The 22,548-nt window shown below is 64.2% G+C and carries 15 protein-coding genes, 1 tRNA gene and 1 pseudogene; 6 read left to right on the top strand and 11 right to left on the bottom strand.

What is annotated here, in order from left to right; translation table 11 throughout:
* Position 1: 1 nt before the first annotated feature.
* From adeC to O3297_RS13935, 3 genes are all read left to right on the top strand, one after another.
* Entirely contained in the window at positions 2-1,450 is a 1,449-nt protein-coding gene (adeC, locus tag O3297_RS13945; protein WP_305048945.1) for an AdeC/AdeK/OprM family multidrug efflux complex outer membrane factor, read from the top strand.
* Between the two features lie 62 nt (positions 1,451-1,512).
* Complete coding sequence (locus tag O3297_RS13940) at positions 1,513-2,127, top strand: TetR/AcrR family transcriptional regulator (protein ID WP_070282345.1); 615 nt, start codon at positions 1,513-1,515, stop codon at positions 2,125-2,127.
* Between the two features lie 102 nt (positions 2,128-2,229).
* Positions 2,230-2,306 (top strand) — tRNA-Pro (locus tag O3297_RS13935).
* Positions 2,307-2,902: 596 nt separating this feature from the next.
* On the opposite strand, the gene O3297_RS13925 is transcribed toward O3297_RS13935, so the two are convergent.
* The gene (locus O3297_RS13925) at positions 2,903-3,412 is read right to left on the bottom strand and encodes a DinB family protein (RefSeq protein WP_370385429.1); all 510 of its coding nucleotides are present in this window, start codon (positions 3,410-3,412) and stop codon (positions 2,903-2,905) included.
* A gap of 308 nt (positions 3,413-3,720) precedes the next feature.
* Here O3297_RS13925 and O3297_RS13920 point away from each other — a divergent pair, with 308 nt between their 5' ends.
* Together O3297_RS13920 and O3297_RS13915 are read left to right on the top strand one after the other, a co-directional pair.
* Positions 3,721-5,733: a S9 family peptidase gene (locus tag O3297_RS13920; RefSeq protein ID WP_305048943.1), complete on the top strand. Its 2,013-nt coding sequence runs from the start codon at positions 3,721-3,723 to the stop codon at positions 5,731-5,733.
* 172 nt (positions 5,734-5,905) lie between these two features.
* Positions 5,906-6,199, top strand: a complete 294-nt coding sequence (locus O3297_RS13915; RefSeq protein WP_305048942.1) for a hypothetical protein — start codon at positions 5,906-5,908, stop codon at positions 6,197-6,199.
* A 72-nt stretch (positions 6,200-6,271) separates the two neighbouring features.
* On the opposite strand, the gene O3297_RS13910 is transcribed toward O3297_RS13915, so the two are convergent.
* The 4 genes and pseudogenes from O3297_RS13910 to O3297_RS13895 all read right to left on the bottom strand — a co-directional run.
* Positions 6,272-6,805 carry a phage tail protein gene (locus O3297_RS13910; RefSeq protein WP_305048941.1) on the bottom strand — a complete coding sequence of 178 codons (534 nt, stop codon included), beginning with the start codon at positions 6,803-6,805 and terminating at the stop codon, positions 6,272-6,274.
* A 48-nt stretch (positions 6,806-6,853) separates the two neighbouring features.
* Positions 6,854-7,387 carry a phage tail protein gene (locus tag O3297_RS13905; RefSeq protein WP_151096587.1) on the bottom strand — a complete coding sequence of 178 codons (534 nt, stop codon included), beginning with the start codon at positions 7,385-7,387 and terminating at the stop codon, positions 6,854-6,856.
* 30 nt (positions 7,388-7,417) lie between these two features.
* On the bottom strand, positions 7,418-7,675 hold the full coding sequence (locus O3297_RS13900) for a phage tail protein (RefSeq protein ID WP_225317486.1): 258 nt from the start codon (positions 7,673-7,675) through the stop codon (positions 7,418-7,420).
* Between the two features lie 96 nt (positions 7,676-7,771).
* A pseudogene (locus O3297_RS13895) lies at positions 7,772-7,918 on the bottom strand (phage tail protein); the annotation flags it as partial.
* Positions 7,919-8,511: 593 nt separating this feature from the next.
* Here O3297_RS13895 and O3297_RS13890 point away from each other — a divergent pair.
* The gene (locus tag O3297_RS13890; RefSeq protein ID WP_305048940.1) at positions 8,512-16,338 is read left to right on the top strand and encodes a putative Ig domain-containing protein; all 7,827 of its coding nucleotides are present in this window, start codon (positions 8,512-8,514) and stop codon (positions 16,336-16,338) included.
* Positions 16,339-16,404: 66 nt separating this feature from the next.
* Here the strand turns inward: O3297_RS13890 and O3297_RS13885 are convergent, their stop codons facing one another.
* From O3297_RS13885 to O3297_RS13860, 6 genes are all read right to left on the bottom strand, one after another.
* On the bottom strand, positions 16,405-17,121 hold the full coding sequence (locus tag O3297_RS13885; RefSeq protein ID WP_305048939.1) for a glycosyltransferase family 2 protein: 717 nt from the start codon (positions 17,119-17,121) through the stop codon (positions 16,405-16,407).
* A complete protein-coding gene (locus O3297_RS13880; protein WP_070254110.1) occupies positions 17,118-17,747 on the bottom strand; it encodes a class I SAM-dependent methyltransferase in 630 nt (209 codons plus the stop codon). The genes O3297_RS13885 and O3297_RS13880 overlap by 4 nt, the downstream gene beginning before the upstream one ends.
* 11 nt (positions 17,748-17,758) lie before the next feature.
* Positions 17,759-18,529: a PIG-L deacetylase family protein gene (locus O3297_RS13875; RefSeq protein ID WP_305048938.1), complete on the bottom strand. Its 771-nt coding sequence runs from the start codon at positions 18,527-18,529 to the stop codon at positions 17,759-17,761.
* Between the two features lies 1 nt (position 18,530).
* Entirely contained in the window at positions 18,531-19,559 is a 1,029-nt protein-coding gene (locus O3297_RS13870) for an acyl-CoA dehydrogenase (protein WP_305048937.1), read from the bottom strand.
* 130 nt (positions 19,560-19,689) lie between these two features.
* Complete coding sequence (locus O3297_RS13865; protein WP_305048936.1) at positions 19,690-20,301, bottom strand: hypothetical protein; 612 nt, start codon at positions 20,299-20,301, stop codon at positions 19,690-19,692.
* A 142-nt stretch (positions 20,302-20,443) separates the two neighbouring features.
* On the bottom strand, positions 20,444-22,528 hold the full coding sequence (locus O3297_RS13860; protein WP_305048935.1) for a methyl-accepting chemotaxis protein: 2,085 nt from the start codon (positions 22,526-22,528) through the stop codon (positions 20,444-20,446).
* Positions 22,529-22,548: the final 20 nt, after the last annotated feature.

The raw sequence follows: 22,548 nt of genomic DNA, 5'->3' as shown, positions 1-22,548 counted from the left end.
TATGAAAAAATCGCTACTCTCCATGGCGGCACTGGCCTTGCTGGCCGGTTGCAGCCTGGCCCCTACGTATGAGCGTCCGGCAGCGCCGGCGCCCACAAGCTGGCCGACCGGTCCTTCCTACAAGGCCGACACGGCCGCCGCCGACGCCAAGCCGGTGGCGGACGTCGCCTGGCGCGAGTTCTTTGCCGATGCGCGCCTGCGCCAGGTACTGGAACTGGCGCTGGCCAACAACCGCGACCTGCGCGTCTCGATCCTCAACATCGAGAAGGCGCGCGCCACCTACGGCATCGAACGCGCCGCGCTGATCCCGACCCTGTCGGCGTCCGGCGGCCAGTCGGCCAGCCGCGTGCCGAAGAACGCCAGCGCCAACGGCGAAGCGTCCATCAACCGCCAGTACACGGCGAACTTGGGCGTGTCGGCGTACGAGCTGGACTTCTTCGGCCGCGTGCGCAGCCTGTCCGACAGTGCGCTGGAACAATACCTGGGCACGGAAGAAGCACGCCGTGCACAGCAGATCAGCCTGGTGGCCGAAGTGGCCAGCACCTATCTGAACCTGGTGGCCGACCAGCAGCGCCTGCGCGTGGCGCAAGATACCTTGAAGAGCCAGCAGTCGTCGTATGACCTGGCCGTGCGCCGCTTCAGTGCCGGCGCCACTTCCGGCCTGGACAAGTACGATGCCCAGACCAGCGTCGAGTCGGCCCGTTCCGACGTGGCTGTCTACACGAGCCAGGTTGCGCTGGATCAGAACGCGCTGGTCTTGCTGGTGGGCGGCCCCGTGCCGGCCGACCTGCTGCCGCAAGGCGAGTTCGGCGCCGTCACGGCCCTGGCGGACATTCCGTCCGGCGTGCCGTCGGACGTGCTGCAACGCCGTCCCGACGTGCTGGCGGCCGAGCGCACCTTGCGCGCGGCCAATGCCAACATCGGCGCGGCGCGCGCGGCCTTCTTCCCGCGCATTTCGCTGACGGCCACGGCCGGTTCGCTGAGCGACAACCTGTCGGGCCTGTTCAAGGCGGGCAGCGGCACGTGGAGCTTCATTCCGCAGATCAGCTTGCCGATCTTCGATGGCGGCGTGAACCGCGCCAACCTCGATATCGCCAAGGTGCAGCGTGAAATCTCCGTGGCGCAATACGAAAAGGCGATCCAGGTCGCCTTCCGTGAAGTGTCCGATGCGCTGGCCCAGCGCGGCACCATCGACGAGCGCCTGCAATCGCAGGTCTCGCTGGTCGAGGCGTCGACGAAGAGCTACACCATCCACGACGCGCGCTACAAGCAGGGCGCCGAGTCCTACCTGAACGCCCTGGTGGCCCAGCGCGCGCTGTACACGGCGCAGCAGAGCCTGATCACGGCGCGCCTGGCCAAATCGACCAACCTGGTGACCTTGTACAAGGTGCTGGGCGGCGGTTGGCAGCCTGAGCAGACAGCCGTCGCGGCGGCTGGCGGCGCCCAATAATCACGGGGACGCCGACGCCGGCCTTGCCCGCAAGGGCAGGGCCGGCGCGCTACTGGAAAATCATGAACCAAGTTGAAAAGAAGCATCCGGATCCCGAGCGCGCCAACACGCGGCGCAAGCAGGTGCTCGATGCGGCCGAAAGCTGTTTCAGCCGCCGCGGCTTCCACGGCGCCAGCATGGCCGAGATCTCGAAAGCGGCCGGCATGAGCGCGGGCCACATCTATAATTATTTTGACAGCAAGGATGCGATCATCGCCGCCTTCGTCATGCAGAATACGGAGCGGGTGTCGAATCTGATGCAGGACCTGGCGCAGCGCGAAGACCCGCTGCAGGCCGTGATCGACAATGCGGGCGAGCATGTGCTCGAAGCGCTGGACCCGAAAACGTGGATGATGCCGCTGGAAATTTTTGCGGAAGCCTCACGCAATCCGGTGATCGCGGAAATGCTGCAATGCTCGGACCAGCGTTCGCGCCAGTTGTTTCTCTCCATCATCCGCGATGCGCGCATCAAGCGCGGCTTGCCGGCCGATGAAGAGATGCTGGAAGGCCGCCTGAATGCCCTCGTCGCCATTTACCAGGGCTTGCCCGTGCGCCTCATTCACAATCCGGACGTGAAAGTCGAGCCGTTGATCGCGGGCTTCCGCATCGTCCTGACGGCGCTGCTGCTGAACGAATAGGCCGCTTGCCAGGGCCATGCAAAAAAGTTTGTGCAGTTCGATATGAATCACGCGCAAAGCATGGCAAAAACCTAAAAGGCTCTGTTATAATTCCCACCTCGTCGGGGCGTAGCGCAGCCTGGTAGCGTACATGCATGGGGTGCATGGGGTCGGAAGTTCGAATCTTCTCGCCCCGACCATTAGATTCAAGGACTTAGGCCACTCTTCGGAGTGGCCTTTTTCTTTGGTGAGAGTTTTTATCCCTGCATTTACCCCTACGAAAACATGGGCTTGTTTGCAATCATTTGGCATGGATTGAAACAGGTTTTTCCTCCTGACGATTCTTTCCCAGGCCTGAGCATGTTTGTTTGCTGGCCGAATTGACCAGGCCTACTTGACGCCCCTTCATGTCCTCGCGAACGCCGCGACCCTGTCGTAAGCCCCCCATCGAACCCCAACTCTTTTAAGTCCTCGTGGAGTCCAGCCTTTCGGCGCATCCTGGTTCATGTCACCGGCGAGTGAGATTTCGTGTATTTTCCAGCTAGACACTGAGCCCTCCTATGCGGAGCGGCGATCAATTAGCGGATTAGACAAATACTCGGTGCAGCTATTCGGGTGGCTCAAGGCCGAGACGACTAAGCCGCGTAAGCAGCGGCGCAATTTGAAGCAGATCCATGAAGACCTGAAAGAGCTGGGCTACGTAGGGTCATACGACCGCGTGGCAGCGTTTGCCAAGCAGTGGAAGGCGGGTCAAACAGAGTGGGTCAATTCTGCGAGCAAACGAACACTGCGCTCGTCAGTCTTCGTTGGGAATCAGCATCAGCAGGTCGGTGGCGCCGATGTCGATGCTGCTTTGCGACAGGAGGGTGGTGGCCTGGCCCCGGTGATGCGTCTGATGATTGAAAAAATGCATGATCAGGCTCGAATAGCGTTTGCGCGACACCATGCCTTTCATGTTGGCGTAGCCGAGCGGCTGTTCCAGGTCGTCTGGCGTCAGGTCGGCGGCCCAGCGCTGTATGGTCTGGTCCAGCGTATGGCGCAGCTTGAGCAGGCCCGTCAGGTCTTCGGCCTGCGGCTGGTTCAGCGCCGCCGGAGCGGCCGCCGCGCGGATGGCGTCGAGCGCCGGCTGGCGTGCCGGATGTCCGCAGAAACGCTTGAGCCAGATCGTATCGGCGACGACAAGGTGGTTCATCGTGCCGAAGAGGGAGCCAAAAAAAGCCTTGCGGTCGGCAAAGAGCTCCTCCTGAGATAGTTGCCCAGCTGCACTATACAGTTTCTCATTCATTACTTCATTGTAGGCGGCCATTCGGACGATATGGTCACATGTGCTCATGAGTGCTCTCTCCATGTCAGGGCTGAATTACTGCACGTAAATAGTGTATGGTTTTGCAAGAATTGGCAAGCGTGCTACGTCCGCTCGGGTCGCGCCATCGTGCCAGCGTCTTGCGCTTGCTCAATTCTTGCCTCCGGCATTTCATTCCCCGCTACAGGCATTCTGTTCCCCCGTTTTCTGATTTGGTCATTGTGATCAGCCTGGCAACAGCCGTTTGGCCTATGATGGCCTGGCACATGCACGTGTGAAGTTTCCCTTCATTCATCAACCATGAGGTGTCCATGATCCGTTATGCCCTGCCTGCCCTGTTGTTTGCCGCCGCCCTGCCGGCGCACGCCCAAGCCCCTGCCAATGACACGCCGCTGATCGAGCGGGCGAAGATTTTTGGCAATCCCAGCAAGTCCGGCGGGCGCATCAGCCCGGATGGCAAGTGGCTGTCGTGGATCGCGCCGCGCGACGGCGTGCTCAATGTGTGGGTGGCGCCGGCCAGCGACCTGGCGCAAGCACGCCCGTTGACGGAAGAAAAGGTGCGGCCCATCCGCAGCAGTTTCTGGTCGCCCGATTCGAAAACCCTGCTGTTCATCCAGGACAAGGGCGGCGATGAAAACTTCCTGCTGTACGGCGTGAATGTGGCGAGCGGCAAGCAGATCAACTACACGCCTTTCGAGAAGACCCGCGTGCGGATAGTCCAGATCAGCAGCAAGGTGAAGGACCGCATCCTCGTCGGCATCAATAACCGCGATGCGCGCTGGCACGACGTGTACAGCCTGGACCTGGCCAGCGGCAAGCTGACCCTGGTGCAGCAGAATGATGGCTATGGCGGCTATGTCGCCGATGAACTGCTCAACTTGCGCATCGCCAGCAAGGCGCGCGCCGATGGCGGCATGACGTATTTCCGCCTGGCCGATGGCAAGGTCGAGAGCACGCCGCTGGCCGAAGTGGGCCTGGAAGATGCGCAGACCACGTCGCCGCTGGCGTTCACGGTCGATGGCAAGACCCTGTACTGGAACGATTCGCGCGGCCGCAATACCTCGGCGCTGCTGGCGCAGGACGTAGCCAGCGGCAAGAGCACGGTGGTGGCGCAAGACCCGCGCACGGATATTGCCGATGCGCTGTACGACACGCGCACGGGCCGCGTGCAAGCCTACACGGTCAATTTTCTGCAGCAGGAGTATCTGCCGCTGACGAACGACCTGAAAGCCGACCTGGCCTTCCTGAAAAAAAGTACCCAGGGCCAGTTCACGGTAACGTCGCGCACGGATGCCGACGATAAATGGCTGGTGGCCGTCGATGCCGTCACGGCGCCGCCATCGAGCTGGCTGTACGAACGCAAGACCAGGAAGCTCACGCGGCTGTACGTGACGCGTCCGGAACTGGAAGGCGCACCGCTGGTGCCCATGTATCCGCAGCAAATCAAGGCGCGCGACGGCCTGAACCTGGTGTCGTATCTGACCCTGCCGCAAGCATCGAAGGCGAGCGCCGGCGGCACGCCATCGCAGGCGGTGCCGATGGTGCTGCTGGTGCACGGCGGCCCGTGGGCGCGCGATACGTATGGCTACAACGGCTATCACCAGTGGCTGGCCAACCGCGGCTACGCCGTGCTGTCGGTGAACTTCCGCGGCTCGACGGGCTTCGGCAAGCAATTCATCTCGGCCGGCGACCTGCAGTGGGGCCGCAAGATGCATGACGACTTGCTCGACGCGGTGCAATGGGCGGTGAAAAGCGGCGTGACCACGGCCGACAAGGTGGCCATCATGGGCGGCTCGTATGGCGGTTATGCCACCCTGGCCGGCATGGCGTTCACGCCGACGACATTTGCCTGCGGCGTCGACATCGTCGGCCCGTCTAACCTGTTTACCTTGCTGCAAACCATACCGCCGTATTGGGAAGCGGGCAAGCAGCAGTTCTACAAGCGCATGGGCGACCCGACCACGGAAGAGGGCAAGGCGCTGCTGAAGGAGCGTTCGCCGCTGAACTTTGCGCAGAATATCCAGCGCCCGCTGCTGATCGGCCAGGGCGCGAACGACCCGCGCGTCAACGTGGCTGAATCGGACCAGATCGTGGCGGCCATGGCGGCCAAGAACATCCCCGTCACGTATGTGCTGTTCCCCGACGAGGGCCATGGCTTTGCCCGGCCCGTGAACAACATCGCCTTCAATGCGGTGACGGAAAACTTCCTGGGGCAATGCCTGGCTGGCCGCGCCGAGCCCATCGGCGCCACCCTGAAGGCGTCCACCGCGCAGGTCAAGCACGGTGCCGGGTTTGCTCCCGGGCTGGAGGAGGCGATGCGGTAGGCGAGGAAAGCAGTGCGGCAGGCTCTGCACAGGCGGCCGGGACGGATGACCCTTGCTGCCGCGTGCAGGGGGGGGGAAGACTTTCATGTCAAAAACTGTGTAAAAGCAGCAATGCTTCCATTAGAATAAATCATTGTTTCAATCACACAGCCCATGAAATGGAATGCCTGCAATGATGAATGTATTGACCCTGGAACACTTTGCCGCGCGCGTCAACGACACGTTTATCTCGGTCGGCGACGGGGGGGGCGCTTTCATCCTGAAGGAAGCGCGCCCGTTGCCATCGGCCACATTGGAAGGCCTGTTGCGGGCGCCGTTCAGCTTGTTATTCCATAACAGTTCCCCCATCCTCTTCAGCCAGAAAATCTTTCAGTTGCAGCATGATGCGTTTGGCGAGGTGGGTATCTTCCTGGTGCCGGTGGCGCGTGACAACCACGGCTTCTTGTATCAAGCGGTGTTCAACTGAGAATGCTGCTGAGGCGGGGCAGGCAGGGGCAGGCGGAGCCCGATGGCGCCGCCTGCCCGGAGCGTTCAAGCCTCAATCAAACGCGGGAAACTCGCCCTGCAGGGCGATGCAGAAATTTACCGCCAGCAAGGGCTGGCGATTTTCATGTGCCTGGCCGCCACCCGCGCTGCCGATGGTCAGTGGCGACAAGGTGGTGTTCGGCGTTGTCGCCGGCACGAATGCGTTCGTGCCGGTGATGCTGGTCAGGCCATCACCATTTTGCGGCACGTTGCGCTGCAGGGTGGCATTGGTCTGGCGGCTCAAGGTCAGTTGATGGGTGTGGTTGGGAATCTGCGTGATATTCAGCTGGACAGTATTGCTGCCGAACGTTTCGCCCATCACGCGCTGCGTCAAGCCTGGCCCCTGGCCCTGGCTGCAGGGCGCGCGTCCTGTGAAGTTGGGCAACTGGAAGGTGTTGACGCCATCGCCGCCATATTGCGTGCCGATTAGTGAAAACAGGGCGGTATATTGCCGGATTTGCAGGGTGGCGCCATTGCAGCTGGCCCATCCGTAGGGTGTGAAATTGAAGCCAAAGACTTGTATCTCGCCAAGATATGGTGATGTCACGGTAGGTTCTCCTGATCGATTTTATGGGCTGCGCTTGCGTGCTGGCTGTTATTGTTGGGATGGGTAAATGCCTGCCCATGCGATGCAAAACGAGGCGGTCAGGGTGGGCATGGTGTTGTCATGCGGCAAGCCGCTGCCTGCAGTGCCCGTTGCTGCGGGTGCCATGTCATAGGTCGTGAGGCCAGCCAGGCTGCTCGTGTACATCTTGTCGTTATTGACCGGGGCCGCCAGCTGTGCGCTGGTGCCAGGCGTGTTGATCGTCGCCAGTGTGCTGATCGCACTGAATACGTGCGTATGCGCAGGCATCTGGGTCGGCAGCAAGGTCACCGTTTCGCTGCCCCCCTTTTGTCCCATGGCCCGGGGTGTGAGGCTAGGGCCGGTGCCCTGATGCAAGGGCACCTGCCCGCGCAGGTCGGGTACACCGAATGTATTGACGCCGTCGCCGCCGTAGGTGGTGCCCAGCAGGGTATATAGCACCTCGTTATTGGCGATAGACTTCAGGCTGCCGTCGCAGGCAAACCAGCCTTGCGGTATGCGGGGAAAGGAAAACAGGCGGATCTCGCCGACATAAGGTGTAGTCATGACTCTGCTCCGTGGGAAGTGGCTGGCATGTTAGTTGCGCGATGGGAAGACGCCGTTCAGGGCGATACTGAAATTGAGTACCTGGAATGGCTGCATATTGCTATGCGGCAGGCTGCCGCCTGTCTGGGCCAGTACCAGGTTATTCAAGGGCACTTGCGGGCCTGCCGTGCCATAGATGGCTTCCGTGCCGCTGCCGCCATACAGGGTGTTGGTGGGATTCTTGGTGGTGCCCGGCGTGGTCAGCGCATTGGCCGCGTGCGTATGCGGTGGAATCTGACTCAGTGTCAAAGTGATAGCTTCCGCACCGTTACGAGCACCGACCTGGTAGGGGGCGGGTTGCCAGGAACCGTCCACTGAACTGCCTGAGCCGACAGGGGTGCTGCCTTGCAAGTTTGGCAAGGCAAAGTTGGTCGTGCCGTTCCCGCCGTAAAAGGTACCCAACAGGGCAAACAGCGCCTGATTCTGCGTAATTGGCAGCAATTGCCCGTTACATGCCGCAAATCCACGCGGCGCAAACCCAAATCCGCTCATCATGATTTGTCCCAAATACACTTCAGCCATCATCGTTCTCCCGCGGTTGGAATGTTATTAAATGCTAAAGGAATAATATTTTCCATTTGCAATCAATATTGTTTTTTGAAAAACCCTTTTTGTTATAGTTACTTTATTGAAATCTCGAGGTAGCATACGTTGTCGTATGGCAAGCGTCAACATCTGTTGGCTCTATGGAAGAGCCCGGAATAGGGACCGCTTGCAGCCTGAATCCATGGTTCTTTTTGTCTAAAAAACTCTGTATTGGAGAAATCATGTTGCGTATTTGCAACGATATCGTCGCCCGCCCGGCACATTTTTTGTTCCTTGCTTTTATCGCAGGAACTCGTAGGCGGGCAGCGGCTCGCCGGGTTGGCCTGGCGCCAGCGTTTGGCCGTTTCCTGCATTGCTGCGTTACGCTGTGCCTGCTGATGCTGGCGCTTGGCGCAGGCCCGGCGCAGGCAGCCAACGGTGATCCGAGCACGAAATGTATTCCCAATCAGAGGAGTTTTACCGTCGCATCAGGCGGTTCGTACGTCGTTGATTTGTCGTCGTGTAGCTTATTTGGCCTGACGGACAATGGCGCGACGGCCTTGCACGGCACGATTACCGGTCTCGTCAACAACGGTACCGGTATTGCGACCTACATCAATAACGGCGACGGGGCGCTGTCCGACAGCTTTGTCCTGTGGGATGAGGACAGCAAGGCGGTGACTTTTACGGTGACCGTGCTGCCCCCTGCGGCTGCCTTCACCGTGACACCGGGCAGCATATCGGCACCCGTGATCGGCGTGCCGTACAGCCAGGCGATGTTGTCGACCGGCGGTGTCGAGCCTTACAACTACGTACTTGTATCTGGCGCTTTGCCTCCTGGCATCACTGTGTCGTCGACCGGCGTCATTTCCGGCACCGTGAAGGCGACCGGCGCCTATGTGTTCGGCATCAAGGTGACCGACTCGACCGCAGGCACGCCACTGACCGTCACCAAGAATTACTCCGTGTCGATCGCCGTGCCCACCCTGAGCATCACGCCCACCGTGCTGGCGGCAGGCGGGTTGTCGGTGCCCTACAGCCAACAGATGTCTACCGCGAATGGTACCGATCCCTTTGCGTATGTGGTGGAATCGGGCAACCTGCCGGCGGGCATGACCCTGTCAAGCAGCGGCTTGCTCTCGGGCACACCCGGTGCCTTGGGCACCTACAACTTTGTGATGAAATCGACGGACAGCACGGGCGGCAACGGACCATACAACACGTCCAGAAGCTATTCCCTGGTGATCAACGCCCAGCCGCCGCCGACCATCACGGGGGTCTCGCCGGCGCTCGGTCCGCTTGGCGGCGGCACCGCCGTCAACATTACCGGCACCGGCTTTACCGGCGCAACGGCACTCAAATTCGGCAGCAACAATGGCCTCAGCGTTACCGTGGTCAATGCCACGAGCATCACCGCCACGTCGCCACCCGGTACCGGTGTCGTGAACGTATTCGTCACTACGCCAGGCGGCACCAACATCGCCGATGCGGCAAACCGGTTCACCTATGTTCCGGCGCCAGCGATCACGAGTATTTCGCCGACAGCGGGTCCCTTGGGTGGCGGCACCACGGTCACCATCAATGGCTCGGACTTGACCGGCGCGACAGCGGTGACCTTCGGCGGCGTGGCGGCGACCGGTTACACGATCGACGGCGCTTCGCAGATCACGGCGACGGCGCCCCCCGGTACGGGCACGGTGGATGTGCGCGTGACCACGGCCGGCGGCACCAGCGCCATCGTCGCGGCGGACAAATTCACGTATGCCGCAGTACCTGTGGTGAGCGGCATTTCGCCGACGGCGGGTCCCTTGGGGGGCGGCACCACGGTCACCATCAACGGCTCGAACTTGACCGGCGCGACAGCGGTGACCTTCGGCGGCGTGGCGGCGACCGGTTACACGGTCAACAACGCCTCGCAGATCACGGCGACGGCGCCCCCCGGTACGGGCACGGTGGATGTGCTCGTGACCACGGCGGGCGGCACCAGTGTCATCGCCGGGGCGGACAAATTCACGTATGCGGCAGTACCCGTGGTGAGCGGCATTTCGCCAAGCTCCGGATCCGTCGCAGGCGGCACCAGCGTCATCATCACCGGTTTGAATTTCAGCGGCGTCACGGCAGTGAAGTTTGGCGCCAACAATGCCAGCGGCTTTACGTTCAACAACGCCACGCAGATCACGGCGACGGCACCCTCGGGCATTGCAGGCACGGTGGACGTGACGGTCACCACGGCTGGCGGCACCAGCGTCACCAGTTTGGCGGATCAGTTTACTTTTGTGGCCTTACCAATTGCCGGCAATACCAGCGCGACGGTGGCGTATGGCAGCGGCGCCACCGTAATCCCCCTGAACCTGAGCGGCGGAGCGCCGACCTCGGTTGCCGTGGCAAGCGTTCCCTCGAACGGCACGGCGACAGCCAACGGCACCAGCATCAGCTATACGCCGACGGCAGGTTTCGGCGGCAACGACAGCTTTACCTATACGGCCAGCAACGGCGTCGGCACCTCGACGGTGGCCACCGTGACGATCACGGTCAGCCCACCGACCGTGACGCTGGCACCGACCAGCGTGGCAGCAGCAACGGTCGGCACGGCATATAGCCAGACCGTGACGGCCTCGGGCGGCAAGGATACCTATACCTATGAGATCCTTGCCGGCGGTACCTTGCCTGCCGGCGTGAGCCTGTCCAGCGGCGGCATTCTGTCGGGAACGCCGACGGCGGCCGGCACCTTCAATTTCACCGTGCGTGCCAAGGATAGCTCGACGGGCAGCGGCCCGTATTATGGCTCGCAAGCCTATACGCTGACGGTGGCGGCACCGACGATCGTCGTCGCGCCGACAGCCCTGTCGGCGATGGTGGTCGGCGTTGCCTTCAACCAGAGCATCACCGCCACTGGCGGGACGGCCACGTATGGCTTCGTCGCCAGCGGCACCGTACCTGCGGGCTTGACGCTGGCGGCGAACGGCACCTTGTCCGGCACGCCTACCACGGCAGGCGCGTACAATTTCACCGTCACGGCTACCGACAGCAGCATAGGTGCAAGCGCTCCTTTTACAGGTACGCATACGTATTCCGGCACGGTGGCACCGGGTGCGCCAGTTGCCGGCAATACCAGCGCGACGGTGGCGTATGGCAGCGGCGCCACCGTAATCCCCCTGAACCTGAGCGGCGGAGCGCCGACCTCGGTTGCCGTGGCAAGCGTTCCCTTGAACGGCACGGCGACAGCCAACGGCACCAGCATCAGCTATACGCCGACGGCAGGTTTCGGCGGCAACGACAGCTTTACCTATACGGCCAGCAACGGCGTCGGCACCTCGACGGCGGCCACCGTGACGATCACGGTCAGCGCACCGACCGTGACGCTGGCACCGACCAGCGTGGCAGCAGCAAAGGTTGGCACGGCATATAGCCAGACTGTGACGGCCTCGGGCGGCAAGGATACCTATACCTACGAGATCGTTGCCGGCGGTACCTTGCCGGCCGGCGTGAGTCTGTCCAGCGGCGGCATTCTGTCGGGCACGCCGACGGCGGCCGGCACCTTCAATTTCACCGTGCGTGCCAAGGATAGCTCGACGGGCAGCGGCCCGTATTATGGCTCGCAAGCCTATTCGCTGACGGTGGCGGCGCCGACGATCGTCGTCGCGCCGACAGCCCTGTCGGCGATGGTGGTCGGCGTTGCCTTCAACGAGAGCATCACCGCCACTGGCGGGACGGCCACGTATGGCTTCGTCGCCAGCGGCACCGTACCTGCGGGCTTGACGCTGGCGGCGAACGGCACCCTGTCCGGCACTCCTACCACGGCAGGCGCATACAATTTCACCGTCACGGCTACCGACAGCAGCACCGGGACAGGTACTCCCTTCAATGCCCAGATAAATTATTCGGGCACTGTAGCTGTTGCTGTGCCCATTGCTGGCAACGTCAGTGTCAACGTGCCGTATGGCAGTGGCGCCACCGCGATTCCCCTGAACTTGAGCGGCGGTGCGGCGGCTTCGGTCGCGGTGGCGACCGGCGCGGCGCACGGCACGGCGACAGCCAACGGCACCAGCATCAGCTATACGCCGACGGCAGGTTACGCTGGTCCAGACAGCTTCACCTATACGGCCACGAATACCAGTGGCACGTCAGCGTCGGCTAGCGTGGCGGTGGTGGTGGGCACTCCCATTGTCACCCTGACACCTGCCAGCCTGGCCAATCCGACGGCGGAGGCGGCCTACACTGCAACCTTGACGGCGGCGGGCGGCACGGCGCCGTACACCTTCAGCGTCAGCAGCGGTACCTTGCCCGTGGGCCTGAGCCTGAATGCGGCCACGGGCGTGCTGTCCGGTACGACCAATGTGGCTGGCAGCGTCTCTATCACCATCAAGGTCACCGATAGCAGCACGGGGACGGGGGCGCCGTTCAGCGCCAGCAACAGCTATACCTTGAGCGTCGCCGCGCCCGTAATCTCGGTCACTCCAGGCACCTTGCCAGCGGCGACAGTGGCCACGGCGTACAGCCAGCAACTGTCGGCCGCCGGCGGCGTCGCTCCATATGCCTACACGGTGTCGAGCGGCAATTTGCCTGCCGGTCTCACTTTGAACGGTAGTGGTTTGCTCAGTGGTACGCCGACGGCGGCCGGCAATTTCACCGTGAGCGTGCGGGCGGCCGATGCGCACCAGTTCACCGGCACGCAAAGCTATTCCTTGAACGTGTCGTCGGCCAACATTAGTCTGACGCCAGCAGCGCTGCCCAATGCGACGGCGGAAGCAGCCTACACTGCGACCCTGGCGGCGACGGGCGGCACGGCGCCGTATACCTACAGCGTGACCAGCGGCACCTTGCCCGTCGGCCTGAGCCTGAATGCGGCCACCGGCGTGTTGTCCGGTACGACCAATGTGGCCGGCAGCTTCCCTGTCAGCATCAAGGTCGCGGACAGCAGCACGGGCGCGGGGGCACCGTTCAGCGCTAGCAACAGCTATACCTTGATAGTGGTTGCCCCCGTAATCTCGGTGACGCCAGGTTCGCTGGCGGCGCCGAAAGTGGCCACGGCGTATAGCCAGCAATTGACGGCCAGCGGCGGCGTCGCTCCCTATGCCTACACGGTGTCGGCTGGCAGCCTGCCTGCGGGCCTGACGCTGAGCAGCAGTGGTCTGCTGAGCGGTACCCCAACGGCGGGCGGCAGTTTCACCGCGACCGTGCAGGCGGCCGATGCGCACCAGTTCACCGGCACGCAAAGCTATACCCTGGTGGTGTCCTCGGCCACGGTCAGCCTGACGCCGGCCACCTTGCCGAATCCAACGGCGGAAGCGGTCTACACTACGACGCTGACGGCAGCGGGCGGCACGGCGCCGTACACCTTCAGCGTCAGCAGCGGTACCTTGCCCGCTGGCCTGAGCCTGAATGCGGCCACGGGCGTGCTGTCCGGCACGACGAATGTGACCGGCAGCTTTACCTTCAGCCTGCGCGCCAGCGACAGCAGCACGGGCGCGGGCGCGCCATTCAGCGCCACCAGCAGTTATACCTTGACCGTCGGCGCGCCGACGATCACGCTCACGCCAGCCACCTTGCCGGCGGCGACAGTGGCCACGGCGTACAGCCAGCCACTGTCGGCCAGCGGCGGTGTCGCTCCCTATGCCTACACGGTGTCGGGCGGCAGCCTGCCAGCTGGCCTCACCTTGAGCAGCAGCGGCTTGCTGAGCGGCACGCCAACGGCCGCCGGCAGTTTTACCTTGACCGTGCAGGCGGCCGATGCGCACCAGTTCACCGGCACGCAAAGCTATACGCTGGTGGTGTCTTCGGCGACGGTCAGCCTGACGCCAGCCACCTTGTCCAATCCGACGGCGGAAGCGGCCTACAGCGCGACCCTCTCGGCGACGGGTGGCACGGCGCCATACAGCTATGCCGTGGTGGGTACTTTGCCCGCTGGCCTGAGCCTGAACGGGGCCACGGGCGTACTGTCCGGCACGACGAATGTGGCGGGCAGCTTCCCGTTCAGCATCAAGGTCACTGACAGCAGCACGGGCGTGGGCGCGCCATTCAGCGCGAGCAACAGCTATACCCTGGCAGTGGCGGCACCGGTCCTGACACTGACGCCGGCCAGCCTGGCGGCAATCCGTGCCGGCGATGCCTACAGCCAGACATTCACGGCGGCCGGCGGCATCGCGCCGTATGCGTACTCCGTGAGCGGCGGCGCCTTGCCAAGCGGCCTGGTGCTCAATGCGGCGACCGGCATCGTCAGCGGCACGCCAACGGTGGCGGGCAGCTACAACTTCACCTTGCAAGCGAAGGACGCGCACCAGTTCACGGTGCAGCAAGCGTTGACCCTGCAGGTGAACCAGGCGCCGCCGCCGGTGCCGAATGAAGCGGCGACCACCTCGGCCAACCAGGAGGTGAGCCTGACCATCGCTTCCACGGATGGCAGCCCGATCACGGATGTGACCATCGTCACTCCGCCGCAGCATGGGCGCGTCACGGTGGTGGCGAGCGGCGCGGCGGGGGGCGGCAGCGGCCGCTCCTTCAAGGTGACGTATGTGCCGAATGCGAACTACTTCGGTCCTGACGCCTTCAGCTACACGGCGACCGGGCCGGGCGGCACGTCCGCGCCCGCGACGGTCAGTGTGACGGTGGCGCCGCAGCCGGTGCCGGTACCTGTCGCCAAGACGGTCACGGTATTGGCGGGCACGCCGGTGACCCTGCCCGTGACGCAAGGCGCCACGGGTGGCCCGTTCACGGCCGTGGCCATCACGACGCAGCCGGCCAGTGGCACGGCAGTGGTCAATGGCATGGACATCGTCTACACGCCGGGCATCAATACCAGCGGCCAGATCAGCATCGGCTACACCGTGTCGAACGTGTTCGGCACTTCGGCGCCGGTGACGTCGACGATTTCCGTCAATCCGATGCCGCAGGTGGCCAGCCAGAGCGCCACGGTGGTGGCCGGCCTGACGGTCAATGTGGACCTGACGGCGGGCGCCACGGGCGGTCCGTTCACGGCGGCGAATGTGCTGAGCGTGGCGCCGGCGGAGGCGGGCAAGGCGGTGGTGCGCGACGTGGGCACGGCGGGCAAGCCGTCGTACCAGCTGAGCTTTGCGGCCTCGGGCAAGTTTGCCGGCGCCGCCGTGGTCAGCTACACCCTGAGCAATGCCTTTGCCACCTCGAAGCCGGGCGTGGTCAACGTGACGGTGACGGCGCGCCGCGATCCGTCGGTCGATCCGGAAGTGATCGGCTTGCAGGCGGCGCAAGCCGATGCGGCGCGGCGTTTCGCCAGCGCGCAGCTGTCGAATTTCACGCAGCGCCTGGAAAGCCTGCATGGCGACGGCTGGGGACGTTCCAGCTTTGGCCTGAGCCTGACGCCGCCGAACGACAGCGGCAACCCGACGGCGGCGCTGGCGCGCTGGCAGGCGGACGAAGCGGACCGCGTGTTCGGCACGGCCGTGAAACCGTTTATGCGCAAGGCGTCCCTGCGCCAGCCCGATGCCGGTTTCAGCAGCGAGCGGCAACAGGTGGATGTCAGCGGCGCCACGAATGGCTTGCCGGATATGCCGCAAAAGCCGGACACGCAGAAGCAGGCCCTGGCGCTGTGGCTCGGTGGTGCCGTGGACTTCGGCCAGCACTATGTGAATGGCCGTGACACGGGCTTCCGTTTCCGCACCAACGGCGTGAGCGTGGGTGGCGATTACCGCATCAGCGACCTGGCGACCCTGGGCGTGGGCGCCGGTTTCAGCCATGACCGCAGCGACGTGGGCCAGAACGGCAGCCGCAGCACGGCCGACAGCGCCGTGGCGGCCGTGTATGGCAGCTTGCGTCCGAGCAAGGGCGTCTTCCTTGACGGCGTGCTTGGCTACGGTACCTTGCAATACGATGCGTCGCGCTACCTCACCGATGGCAGCGGTTTCGCCACTGGTGAACGCGACGGCAAGCAAGTGTTCGGCGCGCTGGTGGGCGGCATCGAAATGCGCCAGGAAACGTGGATGTGGTCGCCGTATGGCCGGGTGGAACTGATGTCGGCCAAGCTCGATCCGTACACGGAGAAGGCGGCGGGCATCAACGCGCTGAGCTACTTCAAGCAGACGGTGCGTTCGCGCATCGGCGCGCTGGGCGTGCGGGCCGAGGGCATCTATGTGGGTGGCCTGGGCACGTGGTTCCCGCGGGCGCGGCTCGAGTACCGGCACCAGTTCCAGGGCGCCGACGATGCGCGCCTGGCCTATGCCGACCTGGCGGCCGACGGCCCCGTGTACGTGATCCGCACGGTGCCGCAGCAGACGGGCAACTGGACGGCGGGGCTGGGCGTCAAACTGCTGCTGTCGAACGGCATGACCATTACCCTGGACTACAACAGCAATCTGAACATGGATAGCGGGCGTAGCCAGTCGGTGATGTTCGGCATTGCCATGCCGCTCAAGTAATCAGTTAGCTTTCAGGCCAGCCCTGATCGCCGGCCCGGAGTCCATCCGGTCCGGCGATTTTTTTGGCTATGTCAGCGTGAGGAGCGGGGACTGTTCCATCGCCGCCACCACCTGCAGCAAGGTGTCGCCAAAGCCGCCGCGTGCCCTGGCATGGCGGCGGGCACTGGTCGTGACGCGCGGCGCGGCGCTCCAGGCGATGTGCGCACCGGATTCTTGCAGGGCCGCCACCATGGCCACGTCTTCGCTGCAAGCCAATGGCGCGAAGCCGCCGGCGCGCAGGTAGGCACTGGCGCGTACGCCGAAGTTGGCACCATGGATGTGGCGGTGGCCGTCGGCATCGGTGTAGGTGCGGGCGTAGTGTTCACGCAGCGCATCGGCGTTGGCCCCGTGCGGCGACCAGTCGTCCACGGCCACCGTGCCGCAGACGGCATCGGCGTTCAAGCCCAGCTGGGTACTCAGCCAGGAGGGCGAGACGCGCGTGTCCGCATCCGTAAATGCCAGCCAGCGTGCGCCTTGCTGCAGCAGCAGCTGTGCGCCGGCGGCGCGTGCGGCGCCCACGTTATGGGCATTGACGGCGATGCAGTCGAGGTGCCAGCGCAGGTCTGCCTGCATGGCGTGCGCCAGCACGATGCGCTGCGACTGGTCGCTGCAGGCATCGAGCACGATGACGATGCTGACGGCTTCGCCAGACAGCAGCGGGCAGGTGGCGGCAAAGCGCAGCGCCGCCAGGCAGTCGCCCAGGCACGCTTCCTCGTCATGTACGGGAACGACCACGCCTATCATGCGAAGCCCTCGCGTTGCGCCACCGAGCGCGCATCGTTGGACCAGATCTCCAGCAGGAAGTCGGTTTCCTCGTGGCGCAGCACCCGGTGCAGACCGTGCGCGTCCTGGAAGACCGCATGCACGCGCACGGTCGAGATGATGCGCTGCGCAAACGGCGCGCGCCAGTGGCAGGCGACGATGCTGCCGCCCGGCGCCAGGCTGGCGATGCTGTGTTCGACCACGCGCGCCAGTTCTTCCGGCGACAGGTAATAGGCGATCTCGCTGAAGACGATCAGGTCGAATTTCCCCGCACCAGGCGGGATGCGCGGCCAGTCCTGCGGCAGCCGGTGCTGTGCCAGGGTGACATGCGCATCCTGTTCCGCGTCCTGCAGGCGCTGGCGGGCCAGGCGCAACGCTTCGGCCGAGAGATCGGCCGCCAGCAGGCGCTCGCAGCGCCGTGCCAGTTCGACCGTCAATTCGCCGTTGCCGCAGCCCGGTTCATACGCGTGGCGGTAGCGCTGCTGCGGCAGGCTGGCCAGCAGCAGGGCCCGCTTGCGTTCCTCGTACCAGCGCTGGCGCACCAGCCACGGGTCGGCATCCTGGCGGTACAGCTGCTCGAAATAGCTGCCGCGCTGGTCGTCTGGCATGGACGAGGCATTCATAGAAAATACACTTCGCAGGCGTGCAGCAGGCGCTGCAAGGCATCGCCAGCCACGATGGCGGGACGGCCGGTAGACGGATCGGCATCCATCTGGCTGGCGAAGCAGCGCAGGGCGGCGCGCTTGCGCTGCAGGATCGGGTCCGGCAATGGCAGGCGATGCGCGCGGTGCCATGGTACGCGCGCATCGCCGGGCGCGGCCCAGTGCCAGCCCCAGACGGGCATTTCCACCAGGGTGGCGCCGCTGGCCGAGCACGCCGCAGCGCAGGACCAGCCACAGGCTTCATGGTCCGGGTGGCCATCCAGGCGCCAGGTGGTAAACACCGTGTCGCCGGGACGCAGCTGCGCTGCCAGGGTCGTGCTCAGCTGCGGCGTCATGGCTTCTCCACTGCCATCGGGCAGGTGCAGGCGCAGCCACGCGGGCGACGTCAGCCCCAGTACCTGCAGCGCCTGTGCGGATTCCTGCGGACGCACGCGGCGAAGGCGTTCCTGCGGCCAGAGTGGGGAGCCCGGGTGGCTGGCGTCGCCATCGGTGACGGCGACGAACAGCAGTTCGCTGCCCTGCGCCGCCAGCAGCTGCAGCAAGCCGCCGCAGGCGAGGATTTCATCGTCGGGATGGGGTGCGACGATGACGGCGCGCGATCCCGGCGGCACCAGTGTGTGGGCGCTGATGGCGGGGATGTCGTTCAACCCAGGCCAGGATAGCCAGACGTCGTCCGGCGTGCCGCGGCCTTCGATGCGGCGCGCATGCGTATCGGGAAGGGCGGGCATGTCAGAGCGCCCAGGGATGGTCTTCGGCACCGGCGACGATGCCGCCCAGCACGGCCTGGTCGCGTTCCGCGTGGCTTTGGCGCAGGAAGACGGGCAGGTCGGCCGCCAGGCGCGCGAAGCGGGCATCGCGGCACAGGGGGCCGGCGCCGAGGGCGCGTGTGGCCAGGTGCAGGACCAGGGTGGCGGCATCTTCCACCGCCAGGCGCAGGCGCAGCGCCAGGCCCATGACGTCGCGCTGCGGCTGTGCGTCGATTTCGGCAGCGCCTTCGCGCAGCAGGGCGCCGGCGGCGCGCAGCGCGCAATCGATTTTCCCCAGTTGCGCCAGGCGGACGGGATCGGGGGCTGCGTGCTGCGCGCGCGCATGCAGGTGGCTGGCGACGGCGCAGGCCGCGCCATACCAGGCGGCCGCGATGCCGGCGCCGCCATGCCAGAAACCGGGGCGCTGCAGATACGCGCCCGGCGCACCCACGGGAAAGGCGCGCGCGGCGGAAAAGGTCACGTCGACGCTGGCGCAGGCGAGCATGCCGACGGCTTGCCAGCCTTCGTCCGTGACGTGCACACCCGGCTGCGACAGGGCCACGGAGGCCAGGCAAGCCTGGCCGTCCTCATTCCAGCAGCTGATCAAGGCATGGCTGAGGCCATTCGCGCCGGAACACCATGCCTTGCGTCCATCGAGCACATAGCGGCCATCGGCTGCCTGCTGCAAGCGGACGCGCGCGCCCGGCATTTCCGCACACCAGACACCCCAGCTGCTGCCGGCCGGCACGCCGGGGCCATCGATTTCCGCCAGGATGGCGAGCGCATCGGTATGACCTTCATACAGCTTGAGCAGGGAGAGGTCGATGGCGGCGATGGCGGCCAGCATTTGCCAGCGCTGCAGAGTGGCGCCGTGGCCGGGCAGGGGCAGCTGGTCCAGTCCCGCCTCGCGCAAGCGGCGCAAGCCTTCGACGGGGGAGAAAGTGCTGTCGTGTGGCCGCAGCAAGGCGGTCAGCTCGGCGTGGGATGGCAGCGTAAAGGCGGTGGGCGACATGGCAAGCTCCTGTTTTTCAACAGAATAGCTTTCTATTTTCGCAATGTATGTTCGGTTCTACACATATGTTCGCTAACGGACCCGAGGCGCTGAAGCTGCGGGGCCACGGGCTCCGCAGCAAGTTACGCGCTTATTTTTTTACATACAGCATGTCGGGTTCATAAGCGGTGCCGTTATGCGAGAAGGTGTAGAGGTTGTTGTCGCGCAAGACGATGCCACCTTTGATGGTTTGCGCCGGGCGCATGCCTTCGTCGAGCAGGCAGGTGGAGCCGCCTTCATATTCGATGCACCATTGCTGTTTGCCATCTTTCTTCACGTATTGCACGCCAGGCCCCGTGACGTTGAATGCATAGGCGGGAATGGACAGGTTCAGCTTGTCGATGCGCACGTTGCTCGCGGCACCATTTTCCGTCAGTTTGACCAGAACGTCGACCACGCCATCCGGTGTCGCGCTGATCTTTGCCGTCATGGTTTCCGTCCCCAGCAAGGTGCCGCTGCAGCCGGTCTTGAGATAGGTTTCGGTGGTGGAGCTGAGTTCCATGGCGCCGCTGCCATCGGCTTTGGCTGCGACGACCATGATCTCGCGCTCATGTCCATCGCATGGCGCTTGCCAGGTACCGACATAGGGAGCCAGCGCCGATCCAGCATTGGAATTGCCTGCATCGCCGCTGCCGCCGCCACCGCCGCAACCTGCCAGCAGTGCGGTGCTTGATGCCAATAAGACTGCCACTATTTTTTTCATGCCCCATCCTTTTATTCCGGCAAGCATGCGTGCCGTGAGCGCGGCAACAGTATAAAAGGATGGATGAGGGGCAATTCTCACCGAATGTATTCGTGACTTGATTTAAATCAAGAGTAACTCGCTGCCGGCAGGAAAGGCCGGCTTAAAACTCTTCCCAGTCATCGCCTGCCGGCGTCTTGGCTTGCGTTCTTTCCGCTGGCGCCGGCTTGATCGAGGCGAGGCGCTTGCCTGGCGGCGGCGCCTTGACGGCTGGCGGCGTGCGCGGCGCAGCCACTGTCTTCACTGCCGGCACCGCCGCCTGTTGCTGCGCGCCCAGCTTGAACACGCTGACCACTTCGGCCAAATGGCTGGCCTGGTCTTGCAGGCTTTCGGCGGCCGCTGCCGCTTCCTCGACGAGGGCCGCGTTTTGCTGCGTCACGCCATCCATCTGCGCCAGCGCCTGGTTCACTTGCGCGATGCCGTCGCTTTGCTCGGTGGTGGCGACGCTGATGTCGGCCATGATGGCGGTCACCTTGCGTACGCTGTCGACCACTTGCTCCATGGTGGCGCCCGCCTCATCGACAAGCTTGCTGCCGACGGCCACCTTGCCCACGGAATCGTCGATCAGCAGCTTGATTTCCTTCGCTGCCGCCGCGGAGCGCTGCGCCAGGTTGCGCACTTCCGTGGCGACGACGGCGAAACCGCGCCCCTGTTCGCCCGCGCGCGCCGCTTCCACTGCCGCGTTCAGGGCCAGGATATTCGTCTGGAAGGCGATGCCGTCGATGACGCTGATGATGTCGACGATCTTGTTCGACGAATCATTGATCGAGGTCATCGTTTCGATCACCTTGCCGACCACTTCGCCGCTCTTTTGCGCCACGTCCGACGCCGAGGCGGCCAGCTGGTTCGCCTGGCGCGCATGGTCGGCGTTTTCCTTGACGGTGCCCGTCAGCTCTTCCACCGAGGCGGCCGTCTCTTCCAGCGAACTGGCTTGCTGTTCCGTGCGGGCCGACAGGTCATTATTGCCTTGCGCAATTTCCGCGCTGGCACGGGCCACGTTGTCGGCGCTGGCTTGCACTTGCAGCAGCACGGCGTGGATCTTTTCCACGAAGGCGTTGAAACCCTTGCCGATGACGGCCAGCTCGTCGGTGCCCTTGACTTCCAGCTTGACGCGCAGGTCGGCGTCGCCGCTCGACAAATCCGTCATGGTGCGGCCCAGGGTGCGCAATGGACGCGTCAGCTGGTTGACGACGAGGATCAAAATGCCGGCCGTGGCCGCCGCGCACAGCAGGGCGACGATCAGGGTGTAGATCATCAGGTCGCGCGCCGAGGCCGTGGCCACGCTTTTCGGGAAGTTCAGTTCCACGCTCCACGGGGCGATATCGGGGTGGATCTGCAGCGGCTGCAGCAAGTGGATGTAGCCCTTGTCGTCCTCGTATTCATATGGCTGGCCCTGGCGCACCTTTTCCAGGCCGGCGGCCGGCACGTCGTCCGCCTTCTTGCCCAGGCGTTCGGGCACGGGGTGGCTGGCGTACAGGCCGCCATTCGAGATCAGGGCCAGTTTGCCGCCCTCGATCACTTTCAGGTCGGCAAGGATTTTCGCCAGGCGCGTGAGCATGAAGTCGGCACTCGCCGTGCCCTTGAAGCTGCCGTCGATCATGATGGGCGCCACCAGCGAAGCCATCAGCACGTTCTTGCCATCGACGGGGTAGATATACGGTTCCGTGAAAAACGTCTTGCCGGTGCGCTTGGGCACGTCGTACCAGTCGTTGGCGCCAGGTTTCGGGTCGAAGACGATGGGTTCGACTTGCAGCTTGCCGCCGGCGCCGCGCGTCCAGTAGGGCATGAAGCGGCCGCTGACGTCGTAGTACGGCTTCTGGTTGGCGAAATCCGCATCCTTGCCGTCGAGCGCGTTCGGCTCCCACGTCACGGCCGAACCGAGCAAGTCTTCCGAACTGGTCAGGGTCGCCTTGGTCAGCTCATTGATCTGCTCGCGCTGCAGGGGCAGGCTGGCGCTTTTGGTGCCGCGCATGGCGCCGGCCAGGCTGGACACGCTGGACAGGTTGCTGGCGATGCGCGCCTGCAGCGCGCCGGCCACTTCGCGCGCCGACGTGCGCGCCAGGTCCAGCGCGGCCGCTTCGGCGCTGGCGCTGCTCTTGTAGCCGATCACGGCCGCCGTGACGCCCAGGCTGAGGACGGCGAGCGCGGTGGCGGCGACGCAGATTTTACTGTTCAGTGAGAGTTGCATAAGGCTGTTCCTTGATGGGG

The sequence above is a fragment of the Janthinobacterium sp. SUN128 genome, assembly GCF_030587275.1.
GTDB classification, from domain to species: domain Bacteria; phylum Pseudomonadota; class Gammaproteobacteria; order Burkholderiales; family Burkholderiaceae_D; genus Janthinobacterium; species Janthinobacterium lividum.
Note: the sequence above shows the minus strand (reverse complement) of the source record. Positions and strands in the feature narration are given on the sequence as shown.